Genomic DNA, 20,876 nt, shown 5'->3' with positions numbered 1-20,876 from the left:
TTCGCATGGTGCGGGTTACTCGTAGGAGGCGACCAGACGGCCGACTACCTCGCCCCGCTCCAGCCGCTCCAGACCTTCCGGGATCTCGTCGAAGGAGATCGTGGTGATCTGCGGGTTCATCTTGCCGGAGGCCATGTACGCGTACACGCCGGCGACGTCTTCCTTGGTGCCGCCGACCGAACCCTTGAGCGTGACGCTCCGGGTGATCAGCGTGCGGGTGTTGATGGTGGCCTCGAGGCGGCCCATTCCCACCTGGACGACGGTGCCGCCGGGCCGGACCATCTCGATCGCGTCCGCCGTGGTGTTGCCGAAACCGGCGTAGTCGACGATGACGTCGAACTCGACGCCCTCGAACTCGGTGATCGACTTCTTGACGTCCGTGACCCCCAGCTCCTTCGCCATCGGCCAGACCTTCTCGTTGATCTCCGCGACATAGATGTCCGCGCCGGCGAGGATCCCCGCCATGGCGCCGAGCTGGCCGAGGCCGCCGAGGCCGATGATGCCGACGGTGTCGCCCTCCTTGACGCCGCCCTCCGTGATGATCGCGTGGTAGGAGGTCATTCCCGCGTCCGTCGCCGCGGCACCGTAGAGGAAGTCCACCTCGTCGGGCAGCGGAACCAGCGCGCGGGCGTCGACCGCCATCTTCGGGGCGAAGCCGCCGTCGAAGGCGTAGCCGGGTGCGCCGACGCCGTCCGCGGTGGGGCACACTCCGACTCGATCGCCGACCTGGAATTCCGTCACGCCGTCACCCACCTCGATGACGACACCGGCGTTCTCGTGGCCGATGGTGATGGGGCGCTTGGCCAGCAGCGCCAGCCAGCCCTCGTCCTCCAGGAGGCCGACGTCTGAGTGGCACAGGCCGGCGGCCTTCATCTCCAGGACGACCTCGCCCTCGGCGGCGACGGGCTCGGGGACGTCGTTGAGAACGAGCGGCTCGTGGGTGTTGGTGAACTGCCATGCCTTCATGGGGGGATTCTCCTCGGGTTTCGGCTGGGGGTACCTCCGCCAGTCTATCCCCGGCGGCGGGGGAGGGGAGGGCGTCGGGAAGCACGGGCACGCTGTGAGCGAACAAAAGGGCGGTACGGGGATGAGCCCTAGTACCCTGGGATCCATCGACAATTTTCAGACACAGGAGTTTGACTGACATGACTGATCAGATCCGGATGACGTCCCCGGGAGCGGGCATGAACCTCGGCGACTCGGTGTACGAGCGACTGCTGCGCGAGCGCATCATTTTCCTCGGACAGCAGGTCGACGACGAGATCGCCAACAAGATCTGCGCCCAGATCCTGCTGCTGTCCGCCGAGGACCCCAACCGCGAAATCTCGCTCTACATCAACTCCCCGGGTGGTTCCGTGACCGCCGGCATGGCGATCTACGACACGATGAAGTACTCCCCGTGCGACATCGCCACCTACGGCATGGGCCTGGCCGCCTCCATGGGCCAGTTCCTGCTCTCCGGCGGCACCAAGGGCAAGCGCTACGCCCTGCCGCACGCCCGGATCATGATGCACCAGCCTTCCGCCGGCGTCGGCGGCACCGCGGCTGACATTGCCATCCAGGCAGAGCAGTTCGCCCAGACCAAGCGCGAAATGGCGGAGCTCATCGCCGAGCACACCGGGCAGACCTTCGAGCAGATCACCAGGGACTCCGACCGCGACCGCTGGTTCACCGCCGAGCAGGCCAAGGACTACGGACTCGTCGACCATGTGATCAGCCACGCCGAGGGCCCGATCAGCAACTAGGGAATTGTGAGGACAGAAAAAATGAACAACGGATTCCAGATGCCCGAGATGCGCTACGTCCTGCCGAGCTTCATCGAGCAGTCCGCCTACGGGACCAAAGAGACCAACCCGTACGCGAAGCTCTTCGAGGAGCGCATCATCTTCCTGGGCACCCAGGTCGACGACACCTCCGCCAACGACATCATGGCGCAGCTGCTCGTGCTCGAGGGCCTCGACCCGGACCGCGACATCACCATGTACATCAACAGCCCCGGCGGTTCCTTCACCGCGCTGATGGCCATCTACGACACGATGCAGTACGTCCGCCCGGACGTCCAGACCGTCTGCCTCGGCCAGGCCGCCTCCGCAGCCGCCGTGCTGCTGGCCGCCGGCGCCCCGGGCAAGCGCGCCGCCCTGCCGAACGCGCGCGTGCTCATCCACCAGCCCTCCACCCAGGGCACCCAGGGCCAGGTCTCCGACCTGGAGATCCAGGCCGCCGAGATCGAGCGCATGCGCCGCCTCATGGAGGAGACCCTGTCGCGCCACACCGGCAAGACCGCGGAGCAGATCCGCATCGACACCGACCGCGACAAGATCCTCACCGCCGCGGAAGCCAAGGAGTACGGGATCATCGACACCGTCTTTGATTACCGCAAGCTCAACGGCTAATTTCTCCACCTGCGCGAGAGGGGCCCGACCGGGATTTTCCGGCCGGGCCCCTCTTTCTGCGCCTTCTTCCGGGAGCCGGCTTCCCCTTCGATCCCCCTCAGCGGTCGGGCAGGACCCGTCGCCCGGGCTTAAAGGGGGCCGAACCGGACGGGGACCACAGACGGAACCTGCCTAGAGCTCGGCAAGCACCCGGGGCAGCTCGTTGCGGGTGCGCACGCCGAGCTTCCGGTACACGCGCGTGAGGTGGTACTCGACCGTCTTGGAGGACAGGAACAGCTCGCGGGCGACCTCGCGGTTGGTGGCCCCCTCGGCGACCAGCTTGGCGATCTCCTCCTCCTGCGGGGTCAGTCCACCGGCGCCCGTGGTGCGGGTGCCCAGGCCGCCGGCGCGACGCTCGCGGTTGCAGCGGTTGACGAACTCGGTGGCGCCCATCGCGGCGAAAACGTCGCCGGCGCGGGCGAAGATCTCGTCGGCCTGGCGGCGGCGCCCGAGACGCCGCAGCACCCGCCCGTACTCGTAGAGCACACGGGCCTGGTAGGAGGGCATGGTGAGGGTTTCGATGAGTTCGATGGCCTCCTCGAAACGGCGGATGCCGCCCTCGATGTCGCCGCGCTGCATGAGGATGCCCGCCCGGGGCACGGCCAGCTTGGCGTGCAGGGAGCCGATGCCGGACTCGGCGGCGCGTTCCTCGGCGAGGGTGGTGATCTCGTCGGCTTCGTCGATGCGCCCGGAGAGGACGAGGTGCTGGGCCCACACGTCCTCCCAGGGCCAGAAGCCGGGCTGGGAGATGTCGGTCTCCTGGCCGATGGCGACGAGGGCCTCCCCGGCCCGGTTCATGCCGGAGACGTCGCCCTCGATTCCCGCGACGAACATGCGGCACATCGCGGAGGGGATGCGCTGGATGACGAAGGCGTCGTGGCTGAGGGTGAGCCGGTTGATGTAGGCGCGGGACAGCTCCCGGTCTCCCTTGTAGCCCGCGACCTGCGCCCCGGTCCACAGGAGGATGGGTTCGAGGAAGCGGATGCCGAAGCGTTCGGCGCGGGCGAGGCCGCGTTCCACGGTCCGCTCCGCCTGGCGGTACTCGCCGAGGATGAACTGGGTGCGGGCGAGCCAGCCGTCCATCCAGAGGCTGATGCGCTCGGAACCCTCGTTGCCGGGGTTGAACTGGAGGTAGCGGCGGGCCGCGACGGGGTCGTCGTGGACCAGGTGGATCCAGCCGGCGGCCATGTTGCGGCGCTGCGCCAGGGTGGGGGTCTCCCCGGGGAGCGGAACATCCGGCGGGATGGAGCGGGTCAGTGCGCTGCGGCCGATCATCGAGATGTACTGCGCCTCGATGCGGGTGGGGGAGGTCTCCGGGGCCCAGTCGTCGGTGATCTTCGCCCATTCGACGACTTTCTCCGGCTCCCAGTTGGCCAGGTGGACGAGCACCTTGCGCGAGGCGACGCGGGTGCGCATGGCGGCGTCGGTGGAGTGGGTCTCCTCGAGGGTGTCCCAGGCGCGGTCGATGAGGCTGACGGATTCGGAGCGGCGCCCCTCGTGGAGGGCGAGGTAGCTGCGCATGGAGTCGACCTTCACGTCGCGGACCACGCGCGACATGGAGCCGGCGTGGAGGCGTGCGCGGGGGATGTCGGCTGCGGCGATGAGCGCCTCGATGGAGTTGAGGTGCTGGTCGTGGGAGACGTCCGGGTTGGACGCGACCTTCGCCGCCAGGTTGAAGGCGTCCGCCGCGTCGAGCCACCGCCCGGCGGCGCCGAGCTCCTCGCCGCGCCGGGAGAGCCGCTCGGCGGTGTCGTCGTCGGTCCCCTCGATGCCCAGGGCCTCGTGGATGAGGGCGGCGTCGATGTGCTTGGAGGCGCGGTGGTACTGGGCGGCCCGGCGGTGCAGGCGGGTGACCTGGGCCGGGCCGGTGGTGGCGCGGACGACGGCGCGGTCGGTGGGGTGGGTGAAACGCAGGACCGGTTCGCCGGCGTTCGGCAGGAGCTCGAGGAGGTCGGCGGTGACGGCGGCGTCGACAAGCGAGCCGTCGAGGTCGTCGGCGAGGAAACGGACGAGTCCGGGGCTGCCGGTGCCGGTGCCGGGCAGGATGGACATCGCCGTGAGCACCGCGCCGACGTCGAGGCCGCGGGTGCGGCGGTCGAGCGCGGCGCGCCACGGGGCGGGGATGGGGATCTGCGGGTTGGACAGGCGCCAGTGGTCGGCGGGGGCGGCCTGCAGGACCTCCTGGATCCGGCCGGGCCGGCCGCCGGTGAGGTCGCGCAGTTCCGCGGCCGCCAGAGGGGACAGGTGTGCGCCGATGCTGGACAACGCCAGCGCGGCGACGTCCTCGACGTCGAGGGGTGCGAGGGTGACGGCGTGGTCCGCCAGCTCGCGGAGGCGGGACATGGGCAGGTCGTCGGATGCGTCGTGCGTGTCGGACGCGGTCATGATGACGGCGAGACGGCCCCGCCGCAGGCGGCGGGAAGCCTCGACGAGCGCGCGCAGGGACGCGACGTCGGCCCAGTGGGTGTCGTCGATGACGATCGCGGTGCGCGCGCCCTCCCGGTCGACGAGGTCGGTGAAGGTGCCGTCGTGGCCGGAGCGGTCGAGGATGTGCTCGATGAGCGCGCCCTCGTTGCCTGCCTGCCACGACAACGCGGAGACCATGATGCCGGACCAGCCCGGCAACGACCGGGCGATCTCCCGCACGAGGGAGGACTTGCCGGAACCGACCGGACCCGTGGCGAGGAACAGCAGCCCGCCGCCGGGTTCGAGGTCGGTGACCTCCTCGATCATCGTGTGCAGGATCCTGCCGGAGGTCTGCTGGGAGCCGAAATGGTGGGAGGAGTACACAGCCCCCACGCTAACACCTGCCCGTCATCGTCAGCCCTGGTCTCCGCCTGCGACCGGAACGACGGTGCCCGTGATGTAGCTGGCTTCCCGCGATGCGAGGAAGACGATCGGGGCGGCCTGCTCGGCGAGGGTGCCGTAGCGCTTGAACAGGGAGGAGTCGATCGTCTGGTCGACGATCTGCTGGTACCACTCCTTCTCCCGCTCACCCTCGGGCCCGGGACCGCGCTCGACCTTGCGGGCCGGGGCGAGCGTTCCGCCGGGGGCGGTGGCGACGACACGGACGTTCTTTTCCGCCGCCTCGAGCGCCAGGGCGCTGACCAGGGCGTTGACCCCACCCTTGGCGGCCGCGTAGGGCACGCGGTTGACGCCGCGGGTGGCCACCGAGGACACGTTGACGATGGTGCCGCCGCCGTTGTCGATCAGTGCCGGCAGCTCCGCGCGCACCGACCACAGGGTGGTGAACAGGGAGCGGCGGATCTCCTTCTCGATCTCCTCCGGCGTGTAGTGCTCGAAGGGCTTCGCCCAGATCGTGCCGCCGACGTTGTTGATGACCACGTCGATGCAGCCGAGCTTCTCGACGCCCGCGGCCACCATCGCCTCAGCGCCCTCCCAGGTCTCCAGGTCGGCAGTGGCCGACCCGACGGTCCCGGTGGTGACCTCGGCGAGCTCCGCGGCGACCTCGTGCACGATCTCCGCCCGGTCGACGAGGAAGAGCGAGCCGTTCTCGTGGGCGATCCGGTGGGCGACGGCCTGGCCGATGCCCTGCGCGGCGCCGGTGATCAGGACGTTCTGCCCGGCGAAGCGGTCGGGGGTGAAGAACTCCGGCGGACCGGAGACGCCCTCGCCGGTCGGCATGGCCCCCTTCGGGTCACTGCTCATGCCGTCGTCCTCGCTGCCCCGACCTGGGTCATGGTCTCGATGGCGTGGGTGTTGTGCAGCTCCAGCAGCTCACGAACGCGGGTGAGGTCCTTGGCCTCGAGCGCGTCGATGATCTCGTGGTGCTCCTTGGCGATGTCGGCGTGCATGAAGCCCTCGTTCTCGAGCTCGCGGTCCATGGCCTTCGGGACCTCCAGGTTGCGGTAGGCCTGCAGCATCGCGTCGTTGCCGGAACGCTTGAAGAGGAACTCGTGGTACGCGTCGTTGGCCGTGATGTAGCCGGCCAGGTCGGTGACCTTGTCGCCCTCGATGAAGGAGTTCGCCTTGTCAGCCAGTTCGCGGAAGGCGACGAAGTCCTCCTCGTCGAGGATGCCTGCCACCAGGGTGGCCACACCCACCTCGAGGGCCATGCGGGCCTCGAAGATGCTGCGGGTGGTGTCGTCCAGACGGTGGACCTGGCCGGTCTCCACACCCGGTGCGGAGATGGTGACCTCGGCGGAGGTGTCCGTGGAGGTGGTCGTCGCGGTGACGGAGGAGTCGCCGGTGGTGCCGGCGGCGGAGGAGAACTTCTCGTAGTAGAAGTTCTGCGGCGGGTTCTCCTGGTCGTTGAGGAAGGTGCGCACGGCCTCGACCATCGGCGGCGGGCCGCACAGGTACACGTCGGCCTCGCCGTTGTGCAGGTGCTCCTCGATGTCCATGTGCTGGGTGACGTAACCCTTGCGCTCGTTGGTGGACTCCGGGTCGGACACGACGGTGAAATAGTCGAAGTCGGGGAGGCGGTCGCGGAAGGCGTCCAGTTTCTCCAGCTCGACGAGGTCGTGATCGAAGGTGGCGCCGTATATGAGGCGGACGGGGACGTCGAGAAGCTCGTCCTCGGACAGCTTCTCCAGGATCGAGGTGATCGGGGCGAGGCCGGTGCCGCCGGCCAGCAGCAGGATCGGGTTGACCGGCTCGCGCAGGAAGAACGAACCCATCGGGCCGGTGAGGTTGAGGCGGTCGCCGACCTTGGCGGTGTCGGTGAGGTACTCCGACATCAGGCCGCCCCGGGTCAGCTTCACCAGGAAGGTGACGATGTCCTCGCTCGGGCCCGAGGAGAAGGAGTAGGAGCGGTGGAAGTCCGAGTTCGGGGGAGCGATGTTCATGTACTGGCCGGGCAGGTAGTTGAGGGTCTCGCGGTCCTCGATCTGCACGGCGAACTTCACGGTGGACTCGGACAGGCGCTCCAGCTCGGTGATCGTGCCGATGAGGGTGGATGCGCCGGTCTTGGCCAGCACGGAGGTGGTGGCGATCTGCACGACCATGTCGGTGTACGGCTTGGTCTGGCAGGTGAGGATGTACCCCTCGGCGGCCTCGTCCTCGGAGAGCGCGTCCTCGATGTACTCGCCCTCGTCGTAGTCGCCCGACTCGCAGAAGGACTTGCAGGTGCCGCAGGCACCGTCACGGCAGTCGAACGGGACGTTGATGCGCGCCTGGTAGGCGGCGTCGGCGATGGTCTGGTCTTCGGCGCACTCGATGAAGCGGGTGATGCCGTCCTCGAAAGCGAGGGCAATCTGATGGGTCATGTCTGAGTACTCCTAGACCTGGTAGATGTCCACGACGTGGTGGATGTAGTCGTTCTTCAGGACGATCTTCTTCTTGGTGATCTTCGGGGTCTCACCGCTGACGTCGAGGGTGAGCCAGGTGGTGCCGAAGTAGTGGTCGGTGGTGTTGTAGCGGAAGTAGTAGGAGATCCAGTTGTAGCGGACGTCCACCTCACCGTCGCGACGCTCGAGGATCTCGATGTTGGTGGAGTAGTGGCCGGTGCGCGGCTCCGGGATGGAGGTGGCGGAGGAACGCTCGGTGCGGATACGGAAGATACGGTCCTCGAGGCCGCCGCGGTTGGGGTAGTAGATCAGGGAGATCTCGCGCTGCGGGTCCTCGGTGAGGGTGTCGTCGACGTCCCAGGCCGGCATCCAGTACTCGGCGTCCTCGCGGTACAGCTCGAGCCACTCCTCGAACTTCCGGTCGTCGAGGAGACGGTTCTCGTAGTAGATGAAATCCTCGATCTCGGAACGGGTGATCTCGGCAAGCGAAGCGGTCATGGTCTTGTTCTCCTTCTGGGGTGTGCGGGTGTGGGGCGGGAGGGATCAGTCGCGGGTACGGCGGCGGCGGCGGCCGGCCGGTGCGTCACCCTTGGCGGCGAGGCGGGCGGCTGCGCGCGCCTTGGCGAACTCGGCGGTGGCGGCCTGGGAATGTGCGTCGTCGGTGACGTGCTTGGACTCGTCGCGGTCCTCGGCCTCGACAGCCGCCTCCATGACGTTCTCCCAGTAGGCGTGCTGGATCGGGTAGAGGCCCTCGTCCTCGGTGCGTGCACCGGAGGAGAGCACGGAGGTCAGGCCCAGCTCGCGGGCCTTGTCGTTGAGGCCCTCAACCTGCTGGTGGAGGCCGCGGGTCATGTCGTTCCACGGGAAGGAGGAGGCCTGGTAGGTCTTCTGGCAGGAGCGGAACTCCTCGAGGTCGTCCGGGGTGGCCATGCCGGTGGCGTTGAAGAAATCCTCGTACTGGCGGATGCGGGTGGCGCGGGACTTGTCGGACTCGCCCTTGGGGGCGATACACCAGATGGAGACCTCGGTCTTGTCCACGGAGACCGGCTCGAGGCGGCGGATCTGGGTGGAGAACTGGTCCATGATGTAGACGTTGGGGTAGAGGCAGAGGTTACGGGATGCGCCGACCATGAAGTTGCCGCGCTCCTCGCCGTGCAGCTCCTTGAGCTGGTCGAGGCGGTCGTACATCGGGCGGTCCTCCGGGTTGGCCCAGTCGGTCCACAGCACAAGGTGGCCGTTCGGGAAGGAGAAGTAGCCGCCGCCCTGCTCGCCCCACTTGCCGGCGTCCATGGCCTTGGTCTCGTTCTTGGACTCGCCGGTGGAGCGGCGGGAGGTGGTGGCGGCGTAGTTCCAGTGGGTGGAGGAGACGTGGTAGCCGTCGGCGCCGTTCTCCGCCTGGAGCTTCCAGTTGCCGTCGAAGGTGTAGGTGGAGGTGCCCTTGAGCACCTCGAGGCCGTCGGGGGACTGGTCGATGAGCATATCCATGATGACGCGGGCGTCGCCGAGGTGCTCCTCGAGGGGGACGACGTCGGCGTTGAGGGAACCGAAGAGGAAGCCGCGGTAGGACTCGAACTTCGGGACGCGGCGCATGTTGTGGGAGCCGTCGGTGTTGAAGTTCTCCGGGTATCCGCCGTCCTTCTCGTCCTTGACCTTCAGCAGGGTGCCGTCGTTGGAGAAGGTCCAGCCGTGGAAGGGGCAGGTGATGGTGGTGCGGTTGTCGACCTTCTTGCGGCACAGCATGGCGCCGCGGTGGGAGCAGGCGTTGATGAGGCAGTTGAGCTCGCCGTCCTTGCCGCGGGTGATCACGACAGGCTGGCGGCCGATGTTGGTGGTGAAGTAGTCGCCGACCTCGGGGATCTGGGACTCGTGGGCGAGGAAGATCCAGTTGCCCTCGAAGATGTACTTCATCTCGAGATCGAAGATCTCCTGGTCGGTGAAAATCTCGCGGTTGACGCGGACGATGCCCTCGGAAGGGCGGTTCTCCAGGGCGCGGGAGAGAATCTCGCGGGTGGTGGACGTCGCAGTGAGTGCGGTGGTCATGGTGGTTCTCCGATCTGGGAGGAAAAGGGGCACGTTATGCAGTGACGCCCATCATGCGTCACCTGTGCCCTGAGACACACCTGGGTAAGTCCTAGGACATCTTAGGGGGGTATCGTTCATTTAACGCGAATAAAGTTCTCATAGTGGCCATGGCCTGCGCGTTCGACGGGCCCGTCCCCGGGGTCGGGTAGGAGGAAACTTTATCCTGTCGGGGGTGGGGAAGGGGGGTGGTCTGACGCTGCCCGTCTATCGGGTCCCCGGTTGAGCAGGGATTACACGCCCCGGACCCGGGGTAGGGGCCCTGCCGGGAGTGGTTCGGGAGTGGTTCGGGGGTGTTCGGGGGTGGAGAGGGTGGTTTTCTTTTCCGAATTTACCCCCGGAGGCACTGTCGCTGATTAGGGGTATTCCTAGGTTATTGTCAGGGGGTGCTGTTCCCATTGCGTTCCGACATCCCCCGGCGGGCCCCTGACCTGCGGTGGACGGTTCCGGGTCGGCCGGGTGGCTCGCGGGGGGCCGGCATGACGGCACGGGAACCCCTTGCGCTGCACAGGTGAGGTGGGACACAGTGGTCTTACTCCAGTACGGGGCATCACCGCATCGCCTGCTGGGCCCCTTCTCAGGCTGATCCACATTCACTAGGAGATCCACACATGTCTTTCGAGAACCTCGCCGGCGTTCAGGGCGACCCCTCCGCTAAGGGGTCCGGCAACGCCGCGACCGACAAGTTCAAGCACGAGGCCGTCAAGTCGGACACCTCCAAGGAGCGCGCCAACGCGATCTACACCGACCTGCTGGCCGCCATCGCCGAGGTCGCCCACAAGCACCAGATCACCTACGACGAGTACCGCGTCCTGAAGAACTGGATGATCCAGGTCGGCGAGTACGGCGAGTGGCCGCTGTGGCTGGACGTCTTCGTCGAGCACGAGATCGAGAAGATCAACTACGACCGCCACAACTACACCGGCACCAAGGGCTCCATCGAGGGCCCCTACTACGTGGAGAACGCCCCGGAGCTGCCGTGGAACGGCGAGATGCCGATGCGCGAGCAGGACAAGGCCGCCACCCCGCTGATCTTCAAGGGCCAGGTCACCGACGTCGACGGCAACGGTCTGGCCGGCGCCACCATCGAGCTGTGGCACGCGGATGAGGAGGGCTACTACTCCCAGTTCGCCCCGGGCATCCCGGAGTGGAACCTGCGCGGCACCATCGTCACCAACGAGAACGGCGAGTACGAGATCAAGACCCTCCAGCCGGCTCCGTACCAGATCCCGTCCGACGGGCCGACCGGCTGGTTCATCGACTCCTACGGCGGCCACCCGTGGCGCCCGGCCCACCTGCACCTGAAGGTCAAGAACCCGGGCTACCGCGAGATCACCACCCAGCTGTACTTCCAGGGCGGCGACTACACCGACAACGACGTCGCAACCGCCGTCAAGCCGGAGCTGCTGCTCGACCCGCAGACCGACGACCAGGGCAACAACGTCGTCAACTACGGCTTCGCACTGGACAAGGAAGACTAGTTTTTCCCGGAATCCGCCTCACGTCCCTAGAGTCATCTGGGGCGTGGGGCTTTTCCCCGTTTATCAGCACCTAGTGAAAGAAGAGACATGTCTGATCTGAAGATCGCCAAGGTTGAGACCCGGCTTCTCGACGTCCCCCTCATCCGCCCGCACGGTTTCGCCACCTACACCGCGACCGCCCAGCCGATCCTGCTGGTTTCCGTGGTGCTCGAGGGTGGGGTCACCGGCTACGGCGAGGGTGTGGTCCCCGGCGGCGCCTGGTGGGGCGGCGAGAACGCCGAAACCATGAAGGTCATCATCGACGGCAACCTCGCCCCCATCATGGTCGGCCGCGAGGTCAACGAGCTCGGCGGCATCATGGCGGACTTCGAGAAGTCCGTGGCCAACATGCGCTTCGCCAAGGCCGCCTGCGACGTTGCCATGCACGACGCCTGGGCCCGCGCCCTGGGTATCCCGGTCCGCGACCTCCTCGGCGGCCGCGTGCGCGACGAGATCGACCTGACCTGGGCCCTCGGCGTCCTGCCGCTCGACGAGGCCGTCAACGAGATCGAGGAGCGCATCACCTCCCACGGCCACAAGTCCTTCAAGCTGAAGATGGGTTCCGGCGACCCGGCCGTGGACACCGAGCGGATCGTCCAGCTGGCCGGCGCGCTGGACGGCAAGGTGAGCCTGCGCATCGACGTCAACGCCCGCTGGGACCGCATCACCGCCCTGAAGTACCTGCCCAGGCTTGCCGACGCCGGCCTCGACCTCTTCGAGCAGCCGACCCCGGCCCACGACCTGGAAACCCTGCGCGAGATCACCACCCGCATCGGCGTGCCGGTCATGGCCGACGAGTCGGTGTGCTCCCCGGCAGACGCCCTGGCCGTGGTCAAGGCGCAGGCGGCGGACGTCATCGCCATCAAGACCACCAAGCTCGGTGGCCTGCTGGAGTCCAAGAAGACCGCCGCTATCGCCGAGGCCGGCGGCCTGGCCTGCCATGGCGCGACCTCTCTCGAGGGCCCCTTCGGCACCGCGGCCTCCCTGCACTTCGCGTGCTCCACCAAGGCGATCTCCTACGGCTCGGAACTCTTCGGCCCGATGCTGCTCAAGGAGTCCTACACCACCACCGACATCGTCTACGAGGACGGCGTCGCGCGCCTGCCGCAGGGCCCGGGCCTGGGCCTGGAGCCGGACTGGGACAAGATCAACCACTTCACCCGCGCCTGACACCCAGGCGGGAATGACGGCGGAGATCCCCGCCCCGGCCACTCATGGCCGGGGCGGGGATCAGTTCGTTGCGGGGTCCCGCGCGGCGTCGAGAAGCGCGCGGTGCGCGGTGGTGTCCCCGGTCAACTCAGGGTGGAAGGACATCCCCAGCACGCCGCCCTGCCGCACCGCGACGGTGCGGCCGCGGTAGGTGGAGAGCGTCTCGACGTCCCGGCCAGTCCGGGTGATCGCCGGAGCGCGGATGAAGGCGGCGGTGATCTCCCCCTCCCCCCAGGGCAGGGCGAGGGATTCGGAGTCCACCTGCGGTCCGAAGGCGTTGCGTTCCACATCGACATCGAGCACCCCGAGCTGGGAGAGCAGGATCAGGCCCGCGCACGTGCCCATCGTGGGCACCCGGCGAGCGGCGTCGGCGAGCGGCTCCCGCAGCCCGAAGATGTCGATGAGCTTGTTCATCGACGTCGACTCGCCCCCGGGCAGGATGAGCGCGTCGATGTCCGCCAGGTCGCCGGCCCGGCGGATCTCACGGGGCAGGTGGTGAAGACCCCGGATCATCTCCGCGTGTTCGGCCACCCCGCCCTGCAGTGCGAGGACGCCGACGATCACCAGCCGCGCTCGGCGAGCCGGTGCGGGGCGGGCAGGTCGGCGACGTTGATGCCCACCATCGCCTCGCCCAGGCCGCGGGAGGCCTCGGCGACGACCTCCGGGTCGTTGAAGGCGGCGGTCGCCTTGACCACGGCGGCCGCGCGCGCGGCCGGGTTGCCGGACTTGAAGATGCCGGATCCGACGAACACGCCGTCCGCGCCCAGCTGCATCATCATGGCGGCGTCGGCCGGGGTGGCGATGCCGCCGGCGGTGAACATGACCACGGGAAGCTTGCCGGTTTCGGCGACCTCCTTGACCAGATCGTAGGGGGCCTGGAGTTCCTTGGCGCGGACGTAGAGCTCGTCGGGGGAGGCGGCGGCCAGCGCGGCCACCTCGGCCCGGATGGTGCGGATATGGCGGGTGGCCTCGGAGACGTCGCCGGTGCCGGCCTCGCCCTTGGAGCGGATCATGGCCGCGCCCTCGGCGATCCGGCGCAGGGCCTCGCCTAGGTTGGTGGCGCCGCACACGAAGGGGACGGTGAAGCCCTGCTTGTCGATGTGGTTGACGTAGTCGGCGGGGGAGAGCACCTCGGACTCGTCGATGTAGTCGACCTTGAGGGTCTGCAGGATCTGCGCCTCGACGAAGTGGCCGATGCGCGCCTTGGCCATGACCGGGATGGAGACCGTGTCGATGATGGCCTCGATGAGGTCCGGGTCGGACATGCGGGCGACGCCGCCCTGGGAGCGGATGTCGGCGGGGACGCGCTCGAGCGCCATGACGGCGACGGCGCCGGCGTCCTCCGCGATGCGGGCCTGCTCCGGGGTGACCACGTCCATGATCACGCCGCCCTTGAGCATGTCGGCGAGTCCGCGCTTAACCAGTGGGGAACCTTGAGTTTCAGTCATGGCGTCTATCGTGGCATTCCGGCTGGACTACCGTGAAGTCCACATTCCTGCCATAATTTTGGACCACCATGCCTACCGAACCTTTCCGCAGCCTCCCCGGCCAGATCGTCGAGGACCTGCGCGCCCGCATCACCGCCGGAACCCTGTCCCCCGGGGACCCGCTGCCCGCCACCCGCGTGCTGGCCCGCCAGCGGGGGATATCGCGGGGCAGCGTGGTGGCCGCCTACGAGCAGCTGACGGGCGAGGGGTACCTGGTGGCCACCCGCGGCGGCACCCGGGTCAACCCCGACCTGCCCAGGCCCCCTCGCCCGGAACTCCCCGCGGCCGGGGCCGCCGCCCCGCCGCGGTTGCGCGGGGATCTGCGCCCCGGGGTGCCCGACACCGCCGTCCTGGCGTCGACGCTGTGGCGGCAGGCGTGGCGGGCGGCGGCGGCGGAGCCCGCCGGGCACCCCGGTCAGGGATCGCCGCGGCTGCGCCGGCTGCTCGCCGAGCACCTGCGGACGACCCGGTCGGTGGCGGTCAGCCCGGAGCAGCTCGTGGTCACCCTGGGGGCCCGCGACGGGCTGCGCCTGATCCTCATGGCCACGGAGGGGGTCGTCGCGGTGGAGGACCCCGGCTATCCGACGCTGCACCGCGTGCCCCGGAACCTGGGCCGCGAGGTGGTCCGGGTGCCGGTGGACGAGGAGGGCCTGAGCGTGCGCCGGTTGGCGGAGCTGGCACCGGAGGTGGTGCTGGTGATGCCCAACCACCAGTACCCGGCCGGTTCCCAGATGTCGGCCGCACGCCGCTTCGAGCTGATCGAGTGGGCCCGGCGCAGCGGCGCCGTTTTGGTCGAGGACGACTACGACTCGGAGCTGCGCCACACCCACCCGGCGCTGGCCGCGCTGGACCCGCACGGGTCGGTGGCGATGCTCGGTTCCTTCGCCAAGACCCTCACCCCCGCTCTCGGCCTGGGGTACCTGGTGGTGCCCGAGCGGCTCCGGGCGGAGGTTCTCGCGCACGCGCTCCCGGTCTCCGGCATCGTGCAGGACGCCATGGCCAACTTCCTCGAGAATGACGGGGTGCGCCGCCACACCGCGCGGATGGGCCGGGAGTACCGACGGCGCCGGGAGATCTTCGCCGAGGTCTTCCCGCGGGGCATCCCCATGAACGGCGGACTCCACGCGGTCATCGAACTCGACGGCGACGAGGACGGGGCCGTCGAGCGCTGCCGGGCGCAGGGCCTGGCGGTCGAGGGGCTGGGCAGCTACTGGACGGCCTCGGACCGGGCGGGCATCGTCATCGGGCTGGGCGCGCACAAGCGGGAGAAGCTGCGGGAGGTCCTGGTGGATCTGCGCCGGGTCCTGGCGACGTAGCGCCGGGCACGTAGCATCGGGGTGCGAAGCGGACAAGAACAGGAGACACCCACGCCATGGCTCAGTTTCACTGCCGGATCCGGGCGGAGCTGCCCGCCGGGATGGACCCGGAGGTCCGCGCGGACTTCCTCGAGCGCGACCGGCTGCACCTGGCCGGACTGCGCGACACCGGGGCGCTGCTCCATGAGTGGCGGGCGGCGGGGGAGCAGCTGGAGTTCCTCGTGCTGGAGTCTGCCGGCCACGAGGGGCTGCATGAACTGCTGGCAGAACGGCCCCTCTTCCCCTTCCTGCGGGTGGAAGTGACCGCCCTGCGGCCGGGTTTCTAGCCGACGCTCGCCGGGACCGGGGCCTGGGCCTCGCGCGGGGCGGTGTACTCCCGCACGCCGATCAGCGCCAGCGCGGTCAGCGAGACGAGCGCTGCGGCGCTGACGTACAGGGCGGTGGGGGACCAGCCCGCGTCGAGAAGGTATCCGACGACGATGGGGGCGAGAACCGCACCCGCGCGGGAGACGCCGATCGCGGAGCCGACGCCGGTGGTGCGCAGCGCCGTGGGGTAGGCCTGCGGCGTGACGGTGTACATGCCGGTGACGCAGGCGTTGAGGAGCATGCCCACGGCCACACCGGTGGCGAACATGATCATCGGCAGGGAGGCCGCGGAGATGAAGACCACCAGGACGACCGCGGAGAGCAGGGAGAAGACGGTGAGGAGGCGGCGGGCGTCGATGCGCGTGGTCAGTGCGCCGAAGATGAGCGAGCCGATGGTGCCGCCGAAGGAGAGCATGACGCCGCCGATGATGCCCTGCTGGGCGGAGAGACCGGACTCGGTGAGCAGCTTCGGGGTCCACTGGTTGGCGAAGTTGAACGCCGCCGTGATCAGGGAGAAGGCGATCCAGAGCCGGATCGTGGTGGACAGGTACGGCCCGGAGAGGATCTCCGAGAGACTGGACTTCTGCGGCGCGGGGCCGGCGGGGGTGATGGTGAAGGCTTCACGGACGCCGATGCGGTGCGCGATCGAGCGGACCTTCTCGTCGCGGCCCTGGGAGCGCAGGAAGTCGACGGACTCCGGGAGGGTGAAGATCGTCAGCACGAGGGCGGCGGCGGTCAGGACTGCGCCGATGACGAAGATGGAGCGCCATCCGTAATCGGGGATGAACTGGGCGGCGAGCATGCCGCAGGCGGCCGCGCCGAGGCCGTAGCCGGAGGCGTAGATGGCGATGGCCAGGCCCCGGAAGCGCAGGTTGGAGAATTCGGCGACCACGACGGTGACGCACGCCAGGATGCCGCCGACCCCGATGCCGGTGATCACGCGCCAGGCCAGCAGCTCGCCGTAGCTGTCGGCGAGGGCGGACATGGTCAGGCCGACGAGGTCGATGCTCAGCGCCAGGAGGATGAGCTTCTTCCGGCCGTAGCGGTCGGCCAGCGGAGCGAGGAGGAGTGAGCCCAGGCCGATGCCGATCAGCGCCGAGGAGAGCAGCCAGCCCAGCTGGGCGCCGGACAGGGCGAATTCCTCCGACACGGAGGTGGAGGTGAAGGCCATGGCGACGAGGTCGTAGCCGTCGAGCGCGTTGAGGAAGCAGGCCAGCCCGATGATGAACCACTGGTAGGAGGTCATCCGGGAGGTGTCGATGAGCTGTCGGATATCCACGGTTTCTTCTGTCTTTCGGGGATTGTCCCGCCGGTCCTCAGGCGCCGGGGCGCGGGGAGGAGAGCGGCGGGTGCGTGCGGGAACTGCATGGACGTTACGGCAGGGTCCGCCGTTATCCCGGAATTATATTCAGCAGGCCGAAGCATCTACGGCGCTGGTGGGGCGGTGTTTTGATAGTATCTCGGGACTGTCCGGCGGGCGGGGAGGGGTCCGGGGTCCCGGGCTGCGGGGCCGGTGGAGGGGCGGACGTGTGATGTCCGTCCGTTCCGGCTCAAACGTATTGGTAACCATCAATACGACGAGTAGCGTGGCACTCATGGACAAGGAATCCGGCCCGCTCCTGATTCCGGAGGGGCAGACCCGGCGCTGCGCGGAGATCGCCAAGGCGCTCGGGGATCCCGTCCGGTTGCGCATCTTCTCGCACCTGGCGGCCAACTGCTGCTCGACCGTGTGCGCCTGCCGGATGCCGGAGACGTTCGGCATCAGTCAGCCGACGTTCTCCCACCACGTGAAGAAGCTTGTCGACGTCGGCCTCGTCCGCCGCGAACAGGTCGGCCGGTGGGCCCACTTCTCGGTGATCCCCGGGGCGCTGGATCCGATGCGCCGCCTGCTCGACTCCGTCCCGACCGTCCCCTGCGGAACGTGAGGGGCGTGTGAGATGACCTTCCTCGGCGAACTCCTCGACTTCCTGCAGCGCCAGGTCCTGGGCATGGCGTGGCTCAACCAGCTGGTCGGCCGCGGGCTGGCCGCGGCGGGGCTCGACCCGGCCACCCGCGTCGGCGCGAGCGTGCAGTTCTTCATCTACGACCTGATCAAGATCTCCGTGCTGCTGTGCGTGCTCATCTTCGCGGTCTCCTACCTCCAGAGCTACTTCCCGCCCGAGCGCAGCCGCCGGATCCTCAGTCGCTTCCGCGGGCTCCGGGCCAACGCGGTGGGCGCGTTGCTGGGCACGGTCACCCCGTTCTGCTCCTGCTCATCCATCCCGATCTTCATGGGTTTCTCCGCCGCCGGCCTGCCGCTGGGCGTGACCTTCTCCTTCCTCATCTCCTCGCCGATGGTGGATCTGGCCAGCCTCGTGCTGTTGGCCAGCATCTTCGGTTTCCCGACCGCCTTCGCCTACGTCATCCTCGGACTGGTCATCGCGGTGGTGGGCGGCACGGTCATTGAGAAGCTGCGGATGGAATCCCACGTCGTGCAGTTCGCCGCGCCCGTGGTCCGGGAGGCCATGGCGGCCGGCGCCGTTCCAGGCGCCGGACCGGAGCCGGCGGTGGAGGATGGACCGGAGTTGAGCCGGCGCGAACGGACCGACTATGCCGTCCAGCAGACCGGGGAGACGTTTGTCTCCGTGATCCCCTACATCCTCATCGGTGTCGGCATCGGTGCGGTGATCCACAACTGGATCCCGGCCAGCTGGGTGGAGACCGCCCTGGGCAGCAACAACCCCTTCGGCGTCATCATCGCCACCCTGCTGGGCGTGCCGATGTACGCCGACATCTTCGGCACCCTGCCCGTCGCCGAGGCTCTGCTGGGCAAGGGCGCCCAGCTGGGCACGATCCTCGCGTTCATGATGGCCACCACCACCCTGAGCCTGCCGTCGATGATCATGCTCAGGCGCGTGATCTCGGGCCGGCTGCTCGCCGTGTTCATCGGCATCTGCGTGGTCGGCATCATCACCGTCGGGTATTTCTTCAACCTCACTCAACACCTCCTCATCTAGGAAAGAGGCACCATCATGGGACTGTTCGGAAAGAAGAAGGAAACCGTCCAGGTCGGCATGTCCGCCCCGGCGGCCGGCTACGCGCGGGTGAAGATTCTCGGCCCCGGGTGCCGGAAATGCCAGGCGCTCGAGACGTCCGTGACCCGGGCCCTGGCGGAGATGGGCAGCACCGAACCCATCGACCACGTCACCGACTTTGCGCAGATCGCCGCGTACTCCGTGATGACCACCCCGGCCCTGGTCGTCGACGGGGCCGTGGTCAGCTCCGGCAAGGTCCTCGACGTCGAGGAGGTCAAGGCGCTCATCGGGAAGAAGCTGCAGCCGCCGTCATAGAACGCCGCCATGGCCGTGCCTGAACTCGGCGCCGCCCGGATTCTCGGACGGTGCTCCACTCTCGCCCCCGAATTCCGGTGGGAGACGGCCCGGGTGGAGGTGCAGGTGGCCGGCCGGCATGTGACCATCGTCCAGCGCCGCCCGTTCTGGCAGGGGCTGGACGAGTGGTCCACCCATCCGGTGGCCCCGCCTGCGCTACACCGGCACGGCCGGGTTGTGGAGCCTGTCCTGGCGCGACCATGACGGGAAGTTCCACATCCACGACCGGCACGAACCCACGGTGCAGGCGCGCGAGCTGCTGGCGTCCCTGGCCCCCACCCCTAATAAACCCCTGGGTCGGACAGTTGGGAAAAGGCCAGTTCGCACGGCCGCCGCCCCGCCCTGCATGTTCGCATGGCGAACCTGTTGTCCCTGGGTGAATTTCTGGCCTAACGTGACCGTCATCACTTAAACGGCCCGCATCCAGAGAGGCTCCACCATGGCTACCTCCGACACACTGAACGCAGCGACGGACGGATTCTTCGCCCCGCTCCACTTCCCGGAGTACCGCACCACCATCAAGCGCAACCCCGGCAACGACCTCATCCTGGTCCCCGAACGGCTCGGCGAGCTCAGCGGCCCCGTCTTCGGCGACCGCGACCTCGGGGACGCCGACAACGACATGACCCAGGCCAACGGCGGCGAGGCCATCGGCCAGCGCATCTTCGTCCACGGCCGCGTCCTCGGCTGGGACGGCAAGCCCGTTGCCCACACCCTCGTCGAGGCGTGGCAGGCCAACTCGGCCGGCCGCTACCGCCACAAGAACGACTCCTGGCCGGCCCCGCTCGACCCGCACTTCAACGGCATCGCGCGCACCATGACCGACGAGAACGGCCACTACAACTTCCTCACCGTCATGCCCGGCTGCTACCCGTGGGGCAACCACCACAACGCCTGGCGCCCGGCGCACATCCACTTCTCCCTCTACGGCCGCCAGTTCGGCGAGCGCCTGATCACCCAGATGTACTTCCCGGGGGATCCGATGTTCTTCCAGGACCCCATCTACAACTCGGTCCCCGAGGGCGCCCGCGAGCGCATGATCGCCGTCTTCGACTACGACGAGACCCGCCCGAACTACGCGCTGGGCTACAAGTTCGACATCGTGCTGCGCGGCCGCCACGCCACCCCCTTCGAGTAGTCCCCGCCCAGACAGCAACGCCCCACAGCAACGCCCCAGCAACGAGGAGCACCCACCATGATCGACACCCACAAGACCGGCGAGTTCCGCTACCCGGTCTCCGACATCCGCGACCAGGACGAGGCGGGCTTCGGCCTCACCCCCTCTCAGACGGTGGGCCCGTACGTCCACATCGGGCTCACCCTCGAGGACTCCGAGAAGATCGTCCCCGAGGGGACTGAAGGCGCGGTGGATGTGACCGTCGCCGTCGTCGACGGCAACGGCGACCCCATCGCCGACGCCATGATCGAAATCTGGCAGGCCGACAGCGCGGGCGTGTTCAACTCCCCGCTCGATCCCCGCACCGGCGGCAAGGCGACCGCCGAGGGCTTCCGGGGGCTCGGCCGCGGCATGGTCGACCAGACCGGATCCGTCACTTTCACCACCCTGCTGCCCGGCGCGATCGAGGTCGACGGCCACGACACCGAGGCCCCGCACCTCAAGCTGGGCGTCTTCGCCCGCGGCATGCTCGAGCGCCTCTACACCCGCCTCTACTTCCCCGAGAACACAGACGCCAACGCCGCCGACCCGGTTCTGCAGCTGGTCGACGAGGCGCGCCGCGGCCTCCTCGTCGCGGAGCAGGACGGCACCGGCTACCGCCTGACCATCGTCGTGCAGCACGAGGACCCCGCGCAGGAAACCCCGTTCTTCCGCATCTGACTGAAAGGACGGG

22 protein-coding genes are annotated in these 20,876 nt (G+C 68.4%); 13 read left to right on the top strand and 9 right to left on the bottom strand.

Annotated elements, in window-relative coordinates; genetic code table 11:
- Positions 1 to 15: 15 nt before the first annotated feature.
- Positions 16 to 966, bottom strand: coding sequence for a zinc-binding dehydrogenase (locus B840_RS09635; protein ID WP_042621964.1), 951 nt, complete (start codon positions 964 to 966; stop codon positions 16 to 18).
- A 179-nt stretch (positions 967 to 1,145) separates the two neighbouring features.
- Between B840_RS09635 and B840_RS09625 the strand changes: the two genes are divergently transcribed.
- Both B840_RS09625 and B840_RS09620 read left to right on the top strand, forming a co-directional pair.
- Positions 1,146 to 1,745 (top strand): ATP-dependent Clp protease proteolytic subunit, encoded by a 600-nt coding sequence (locus B840_RS09625; protein WP_042621962.1) that lies wholly within the window; start codon positions 1,146 to 1,148, stop codon positions 1,743 to 1,745.
- A 21-nt stretch (positions 1,746 to 1,766) separates the two neighbouring features.
- Positions 1,767 to 2,393 (top strand): ATP-dependent Clp protease proteolytic subunit, encoded by a 627-nt coding sequence (locus tag B840_RS09620; protein ID WP_042621961.1) that lies wholly within the window; start codon positions 1,767 to 1,769, stop codon positions 2,391 to 2,393.
- Positions 2,394 to 2,564: 171 nt separating this feature from the next.
- Here B840_RS09620 and B840_RS09615 read toward each other — a convergent pair whose 3' ends face one another.
- Genes B840_RS09615 through benA form a run of 5 tightly spaced genes read right to left on the bottom strand, consistent with a single transcriptional unit; the run spans position 2,565 to position 9,721 of the window.
- Entirely contained in the window at positions 2,565 to 5,222 is a 2,658-nt protein-coding gene (locus B840_RS09615; protein WP_052491166.1) for a helix-turn-helix transcriptional regulator, read from the bottom strand.
- Positions 5,223 to 5,252: 30 nt separating this feature from the next.
- Positions 5,253 to 6,077, bottom strand: a complete 825-nt coding sequence (locus B840_RS09610; protein ID WP_229676641.1) for a 1,6-dihydroxycyclohexa-2,4-diene-1-carboxylate dehydrogenase — start codon at positions 6,075 to 6,077, stop codon at positions 5,253 to 5,255.
- Positions 6,078 to 6,097: 20 nt separating this feature from the next.
- Positions 6,098 to 7,660, bottom strand: a complete 1,563-nt coding sequence (benC, locus tag B840_RS09605) for a benzoate 1,2-dioxygenase electron transfer component BenC (protein WP_042621958.1) — start codon at positions 7,658 to 7,660, stop codon at positions 6,098 to 6,100.
- Between the two features lie 12 nt (positions 7,661 to 7,672).
- Positions 7,673 to 8,179 (bottom strand): benzoate 1,2-dioxygenase small subunit, encoded by a 507-nt coding sequence (gene benB, locus B840_RS09600; protein WP_042621957.1) that lies wholly within the window; start codon positions 8,177 to 8,179, stop codon positions 7,673 to 7,675.
- Between the two features lie 45 nt (positions 8,180 to 8,224).
- Entirely contained in the window at positions 8,225 to 9,721 is a 1,497-nt protein-coding gene (gene benA / locus B840_RS09595; RefSeq protein WP_042621956.1) for a benzoate 1,2-dioxygenase large subunit, read from the bottom strand.
- Between the two features lie 650 nt (positions 9,722 to 10,371).
- Here benA and catA point away from each other — a divergent pair.
- On the top strand, positions 10,372 to 11,241 hold the full coding sequence (gene catA, locus B840_RS09585) for a catechol 1,2-dioxygenase (RefSeq protein WP_042621954.1): 870 nt from the start codon (positions 10,372 to 10,374) through the stop codon (positions 11,239 to 11,241).
- An 87-nt stretch (positions 11,242 to 11,328) separates the two neighbouring features.
- On the top strand, positions 11,329 to 12,450 hold the full coding sequence (locus B840_RS09580; RefSeq protein ID WP_042621953.1) for a muconate/chloromuconate family cycloisomerase: 1,122 nt from the start codon (positions 11,329 to 11,331) through the stop codon (positions 12,448 to 12,450).
- 60 nt (positions 12,451 to 12,510) lie between these two features.
- Here the strand turns inward: B840_RS09580 and pdxT are convergent, their stop codons facing one another.
- A complete protein-coding gene (gene pdxT, locus B840_RS09575) occupies positions 12,511 to 13,053 on the bottom strand; it encodes a pyridoxal 5'-phosphate synthase glutaminase subunit PdxT (RefSeq protein ID WP_042621952.1) in 543 nt (180 codons plus the stop codon).
- Complete coding sequence (pdxS, locus tag B840_RS09570) at positions 13,050 to 13,937, bottom strand: pyridoxal 5'-phosphate synthase lyase subunit PdxS (RefSeq protein ID WP_042621951.1); 888 nt, start codon at positions 13,935 to 13,937, stop codon at positions 13,050 to 13,052. Before pdxS ends, pdxT begins: the two co-directional genes overlap by 4 nt.
- A 68-nt stretch (positions 13,938 to 14,005) precedes the next feature.
- Here pdxS and pdxR point away from each other — a divergent pair, with 68 nt between their 5' ends.
- Together pdxR and B840_RS09560 are read left to right on the top strand one after the other, a co-directional pair.
- Positions 14,006 to 15,292: a MocR-like pyridoxine biosynthesis transcription factor PdxR gene (gene pdxR, locus B840_RS09565; protein WP_042621950.1), complete on the top strand. Its 1,287-nt coding sequence runs from the start codon at positions 14,006 to 14,008 to the stop codon at positions 15,290 to 15,292.
- Positions 15,293 to 15,348: 56 nt separating this feature from the next.
- The gene (locus B840_RS09560; protein ID WP_042621949.1) at positions 15,349 to 15,618 is read left to right on the top strand and encodes a muconolactone Delta-isomerase family protein; all 270 of its coding nucleotides are present in this window, start codon (positions 15,349 to 15,351) and stop codon (positions 15,616 to 15,618) included.
- Here the strand turns inward: B840_RS09560 and B840_RS09555 are convergent.
- Complete coding sequence (locus tag B840_RS09555; RefSeq protein WP_042621948.1) at positions 15,615 to 16,937, bottom strand: MFS transporter; 1,323 nt, start codon at positions 16,935 to 16,937, stop codon at positions 15,615 to 15,617. The two genes, B840_RS09560 and B840_RS09555, sit on opposite strands and share 4 nt — an antisense overlap.
- Positions 16,938 to 17,253: 316 nt before the next feature.
- Here B840_RS09555 and B840_RS09550 point away from each other — a divergent pair, with 316 nt between their 5' ends.
- From B840_RS09550 to pcaG, 7 genes are read left to right on the top strand one after another with little or no spacing between them, the layout of a single operon-like run.
- A complete protein-coding gene (locus B840_RS09550) occupies positions 17,254 to 17,583 on the top strand; it encodes an ArsR/SmtB family transcription factor (RefSeq protein ID WP_052491165.1) in 330 nt (109 codons plus the stop codon).
- Positions 17,584 to 17,595: 12 nt separating this feature from the next.
- Entirely contained in the window at positions 17,596 to 18,654 is a 1,059-nt protein-coding gene (locus tag B840_RS09545) for a permease (protein WP_042621947.1), read from the top strand.
- 15 nt (positions 18,655 to 18,669) lie between these two features.
- A complete protein-coding gene (locus B840_RS09540) occupies positions 18,670 to 18,987 on the top strand; it encodes a thioredoxin family protein (RefSeq protein WP_052491164.1) in 318 nt (105 codons plus the stop codon).
- Positions 18,988 to 18,996: 9 nt separating this feature from the next.
- Positions 18,997 to 19,230, top strand: a complete 234-nt coding sequence (locus tag B840_RS13540; RefSeq protein WP_042621946.1) for a hypothetical protein — start codon at positions 18,997 to 18,999, stop codon at positions 19,228 to 19,230.
- Positions 19,202 to 19,438 (top strand): hypothetical protein, encoded by a 237-nt coding sequence (locus B840_RS14065; RefSeq protein WP_169745275.1) that lies wholly within the window; start codon positions 19,202 to 19,204, stop codon positions 19,436 to 19,438. The genes B840_RS13540 and B840_RS14065 overlap by 29 nt, the downstream gene beginning before the upstream one ends.
- Before the next feature lie 27 nt (positions 19,439 to 19,465).
- Positions 19,466 to 20,164: a protocatechuate 3,4-dioxygenase subunit beta gene (pcaH, locus tag B840_RS09530; protein WP_042621945.1), complete on the top strand. Its 699-nt coding sequence runs from the start codon at positions 19,466 to 19,468 to the stop codon at positions 20,162 to 20,164.
- Positions 20,165 to 20,221: 57 nt separating this feature from the next.
- On the top strand, positions 20,222 to 20,863 hold the full coding sequence (pcaG, locus tag B840_RS09525) for a protocatechuate 3,4-dioxygenase subunit alpha (protein WP_042621944.1): 642 nt from the start codon (positions 20,222 to 20,224) through the stop codon (positions 20,861 to 20,863).
- The last annotated feature ends 13 nt before the right edge of the window (positions 20,864 to 20,876 follow it).

Origin of the sequence: Corynebacterium marinum DSM 44953 (assembly GCF_000835165.1) — a bacterium.
GTDB lineage: Bacteria > Actinomycetota > Actinomycetes > Mycobacteriales > Mycobacteriaceae > Corynebacterium > Corynebacterium marinum.
Note: the sequence above shows the minus strand (reverse complement) of the source record. Positions and strands in the feature narration are given on the sequence as shown.

Bases quoted from the DNA above. Each gene is read 5' to 3' on its own strand.
- pcaH (WP_042621945.1), top strand. From the start codon at position 19,466: ATGGCTACCTCCGACACACTGAACGCAGCGACGGACGGATTCTTCGCC.
- B840_RS09545 (WP_042621947.1), top strand. From the start codon at position 17,596: ATGACCTTCCTCGGCGAACTCCTCGACTTCCTGCAGCGCCAGGTCCTG.
- B840_RS09540 (WP_052491164.1), top strand. From the start codon at position 18,670: ATGGGACTGTTCGGAAAGAAGAAGGAAACCGTCCAGGTCGGCATGTCC.
- benA (WP_042621956.1), bottom strand. From the start codon at position 9,721: ATGACCACCGCACTCACTGCGACGTCCACCACCCGCGAGATTCTCTCC.
- B840_RS09635 (WP_042621964.1), bottom strand. From the start codon at position 966: ATGAAGGCATGGCAGTTCACCAACACCCACGAGCCGCTCGTTCTCAAC.
- B840_RS09560 (WP_042621949.1), top strand. From the start codon at position 15,349: ATGGCTCAGTTTCACTGCCGGATCCGGGCGGAGCTGCCCGCCGGGATG.
- B840_RS09580 (WP_042621953.1), top strand. From the start codon at position 11,329: ATGTCTGATCTGAAGATCGCCAAGGTTGAGACCCGGCTTCTCGACGTC.
- benC (WP_042621958.1), bottom strand. From the start codon at position 7,660: ATGACCCATCAGATTGCCCTCGCTTTCGAGGACGGCATCACCCGCTTC.
- B840_RS13540 (WP_042621946.1), top strand. From the start codon at position 18,997: ATGGCCGTGCCTGAACTCGGCGCCGCCCGGATTCTCGGACGGTGCTCC.
- pdxR (WP_042621950.1), top strand. From the start codon at position 14,006: ATGCCTACCGAACCTTTCCGCAGCCTCCCCGGCCAGATCGTCGAGGAC.
- pdxS (WP_042621951.1), bottom strand. From the start codon at position 13,937: ATGACTGAAACTCAAGGTTCCCCACTGGTTAAGCGCGGACTCGCCGAC.
- B840_RS09550 (WP_052491165.1), top strand. From the start codon at position 17,254: ATGGACAAGGAATCCGGCCCGCTCCTGATTCCGGAGGGGCAGACCCGG.
- B840_RS09620 (WP_042621961.1), top strand. From the start codon at position 1,767: ATGAACAACGGATTCCAGATGCCCGAGATGCGCTACGTCCTGCCGAGC.
- catA (WP_042621954.1), top strand. From the start codon at position 10,372: ATGTCTTTCGAGAACCTCGCCGGCGTTCAGGGCGACCCCTCCGCTAAG.
- B840_RS09625 (WP_042621962.1), top strand. From the start codon at position 1,146: ATGACTGATCAGATCCGGATGACGTCCCCGGGAGCGGGCATGAACCTC.
- pcaG (WP_042621944.1), top strand. From the start codon at position 20,222: ATGATCGACACCCACAAGACCGGCGAGTTCCGCTACCCGGTCTCCGAC.
- benB (WP_042621957.1), bottom strand. From the start codon at position 8,179: ATGACCGCTTCGCTTGCCGAGATCACCCGTTCCGAGATCGAGGATTTC.
- B840_RS09610 (WP_229676641.1), bottom strand. From the start codon at position 6,077: ATGCCGACCGGCGAGGGCGTCTCCGGTCCGCCGGAGTTCTTCACCCCC.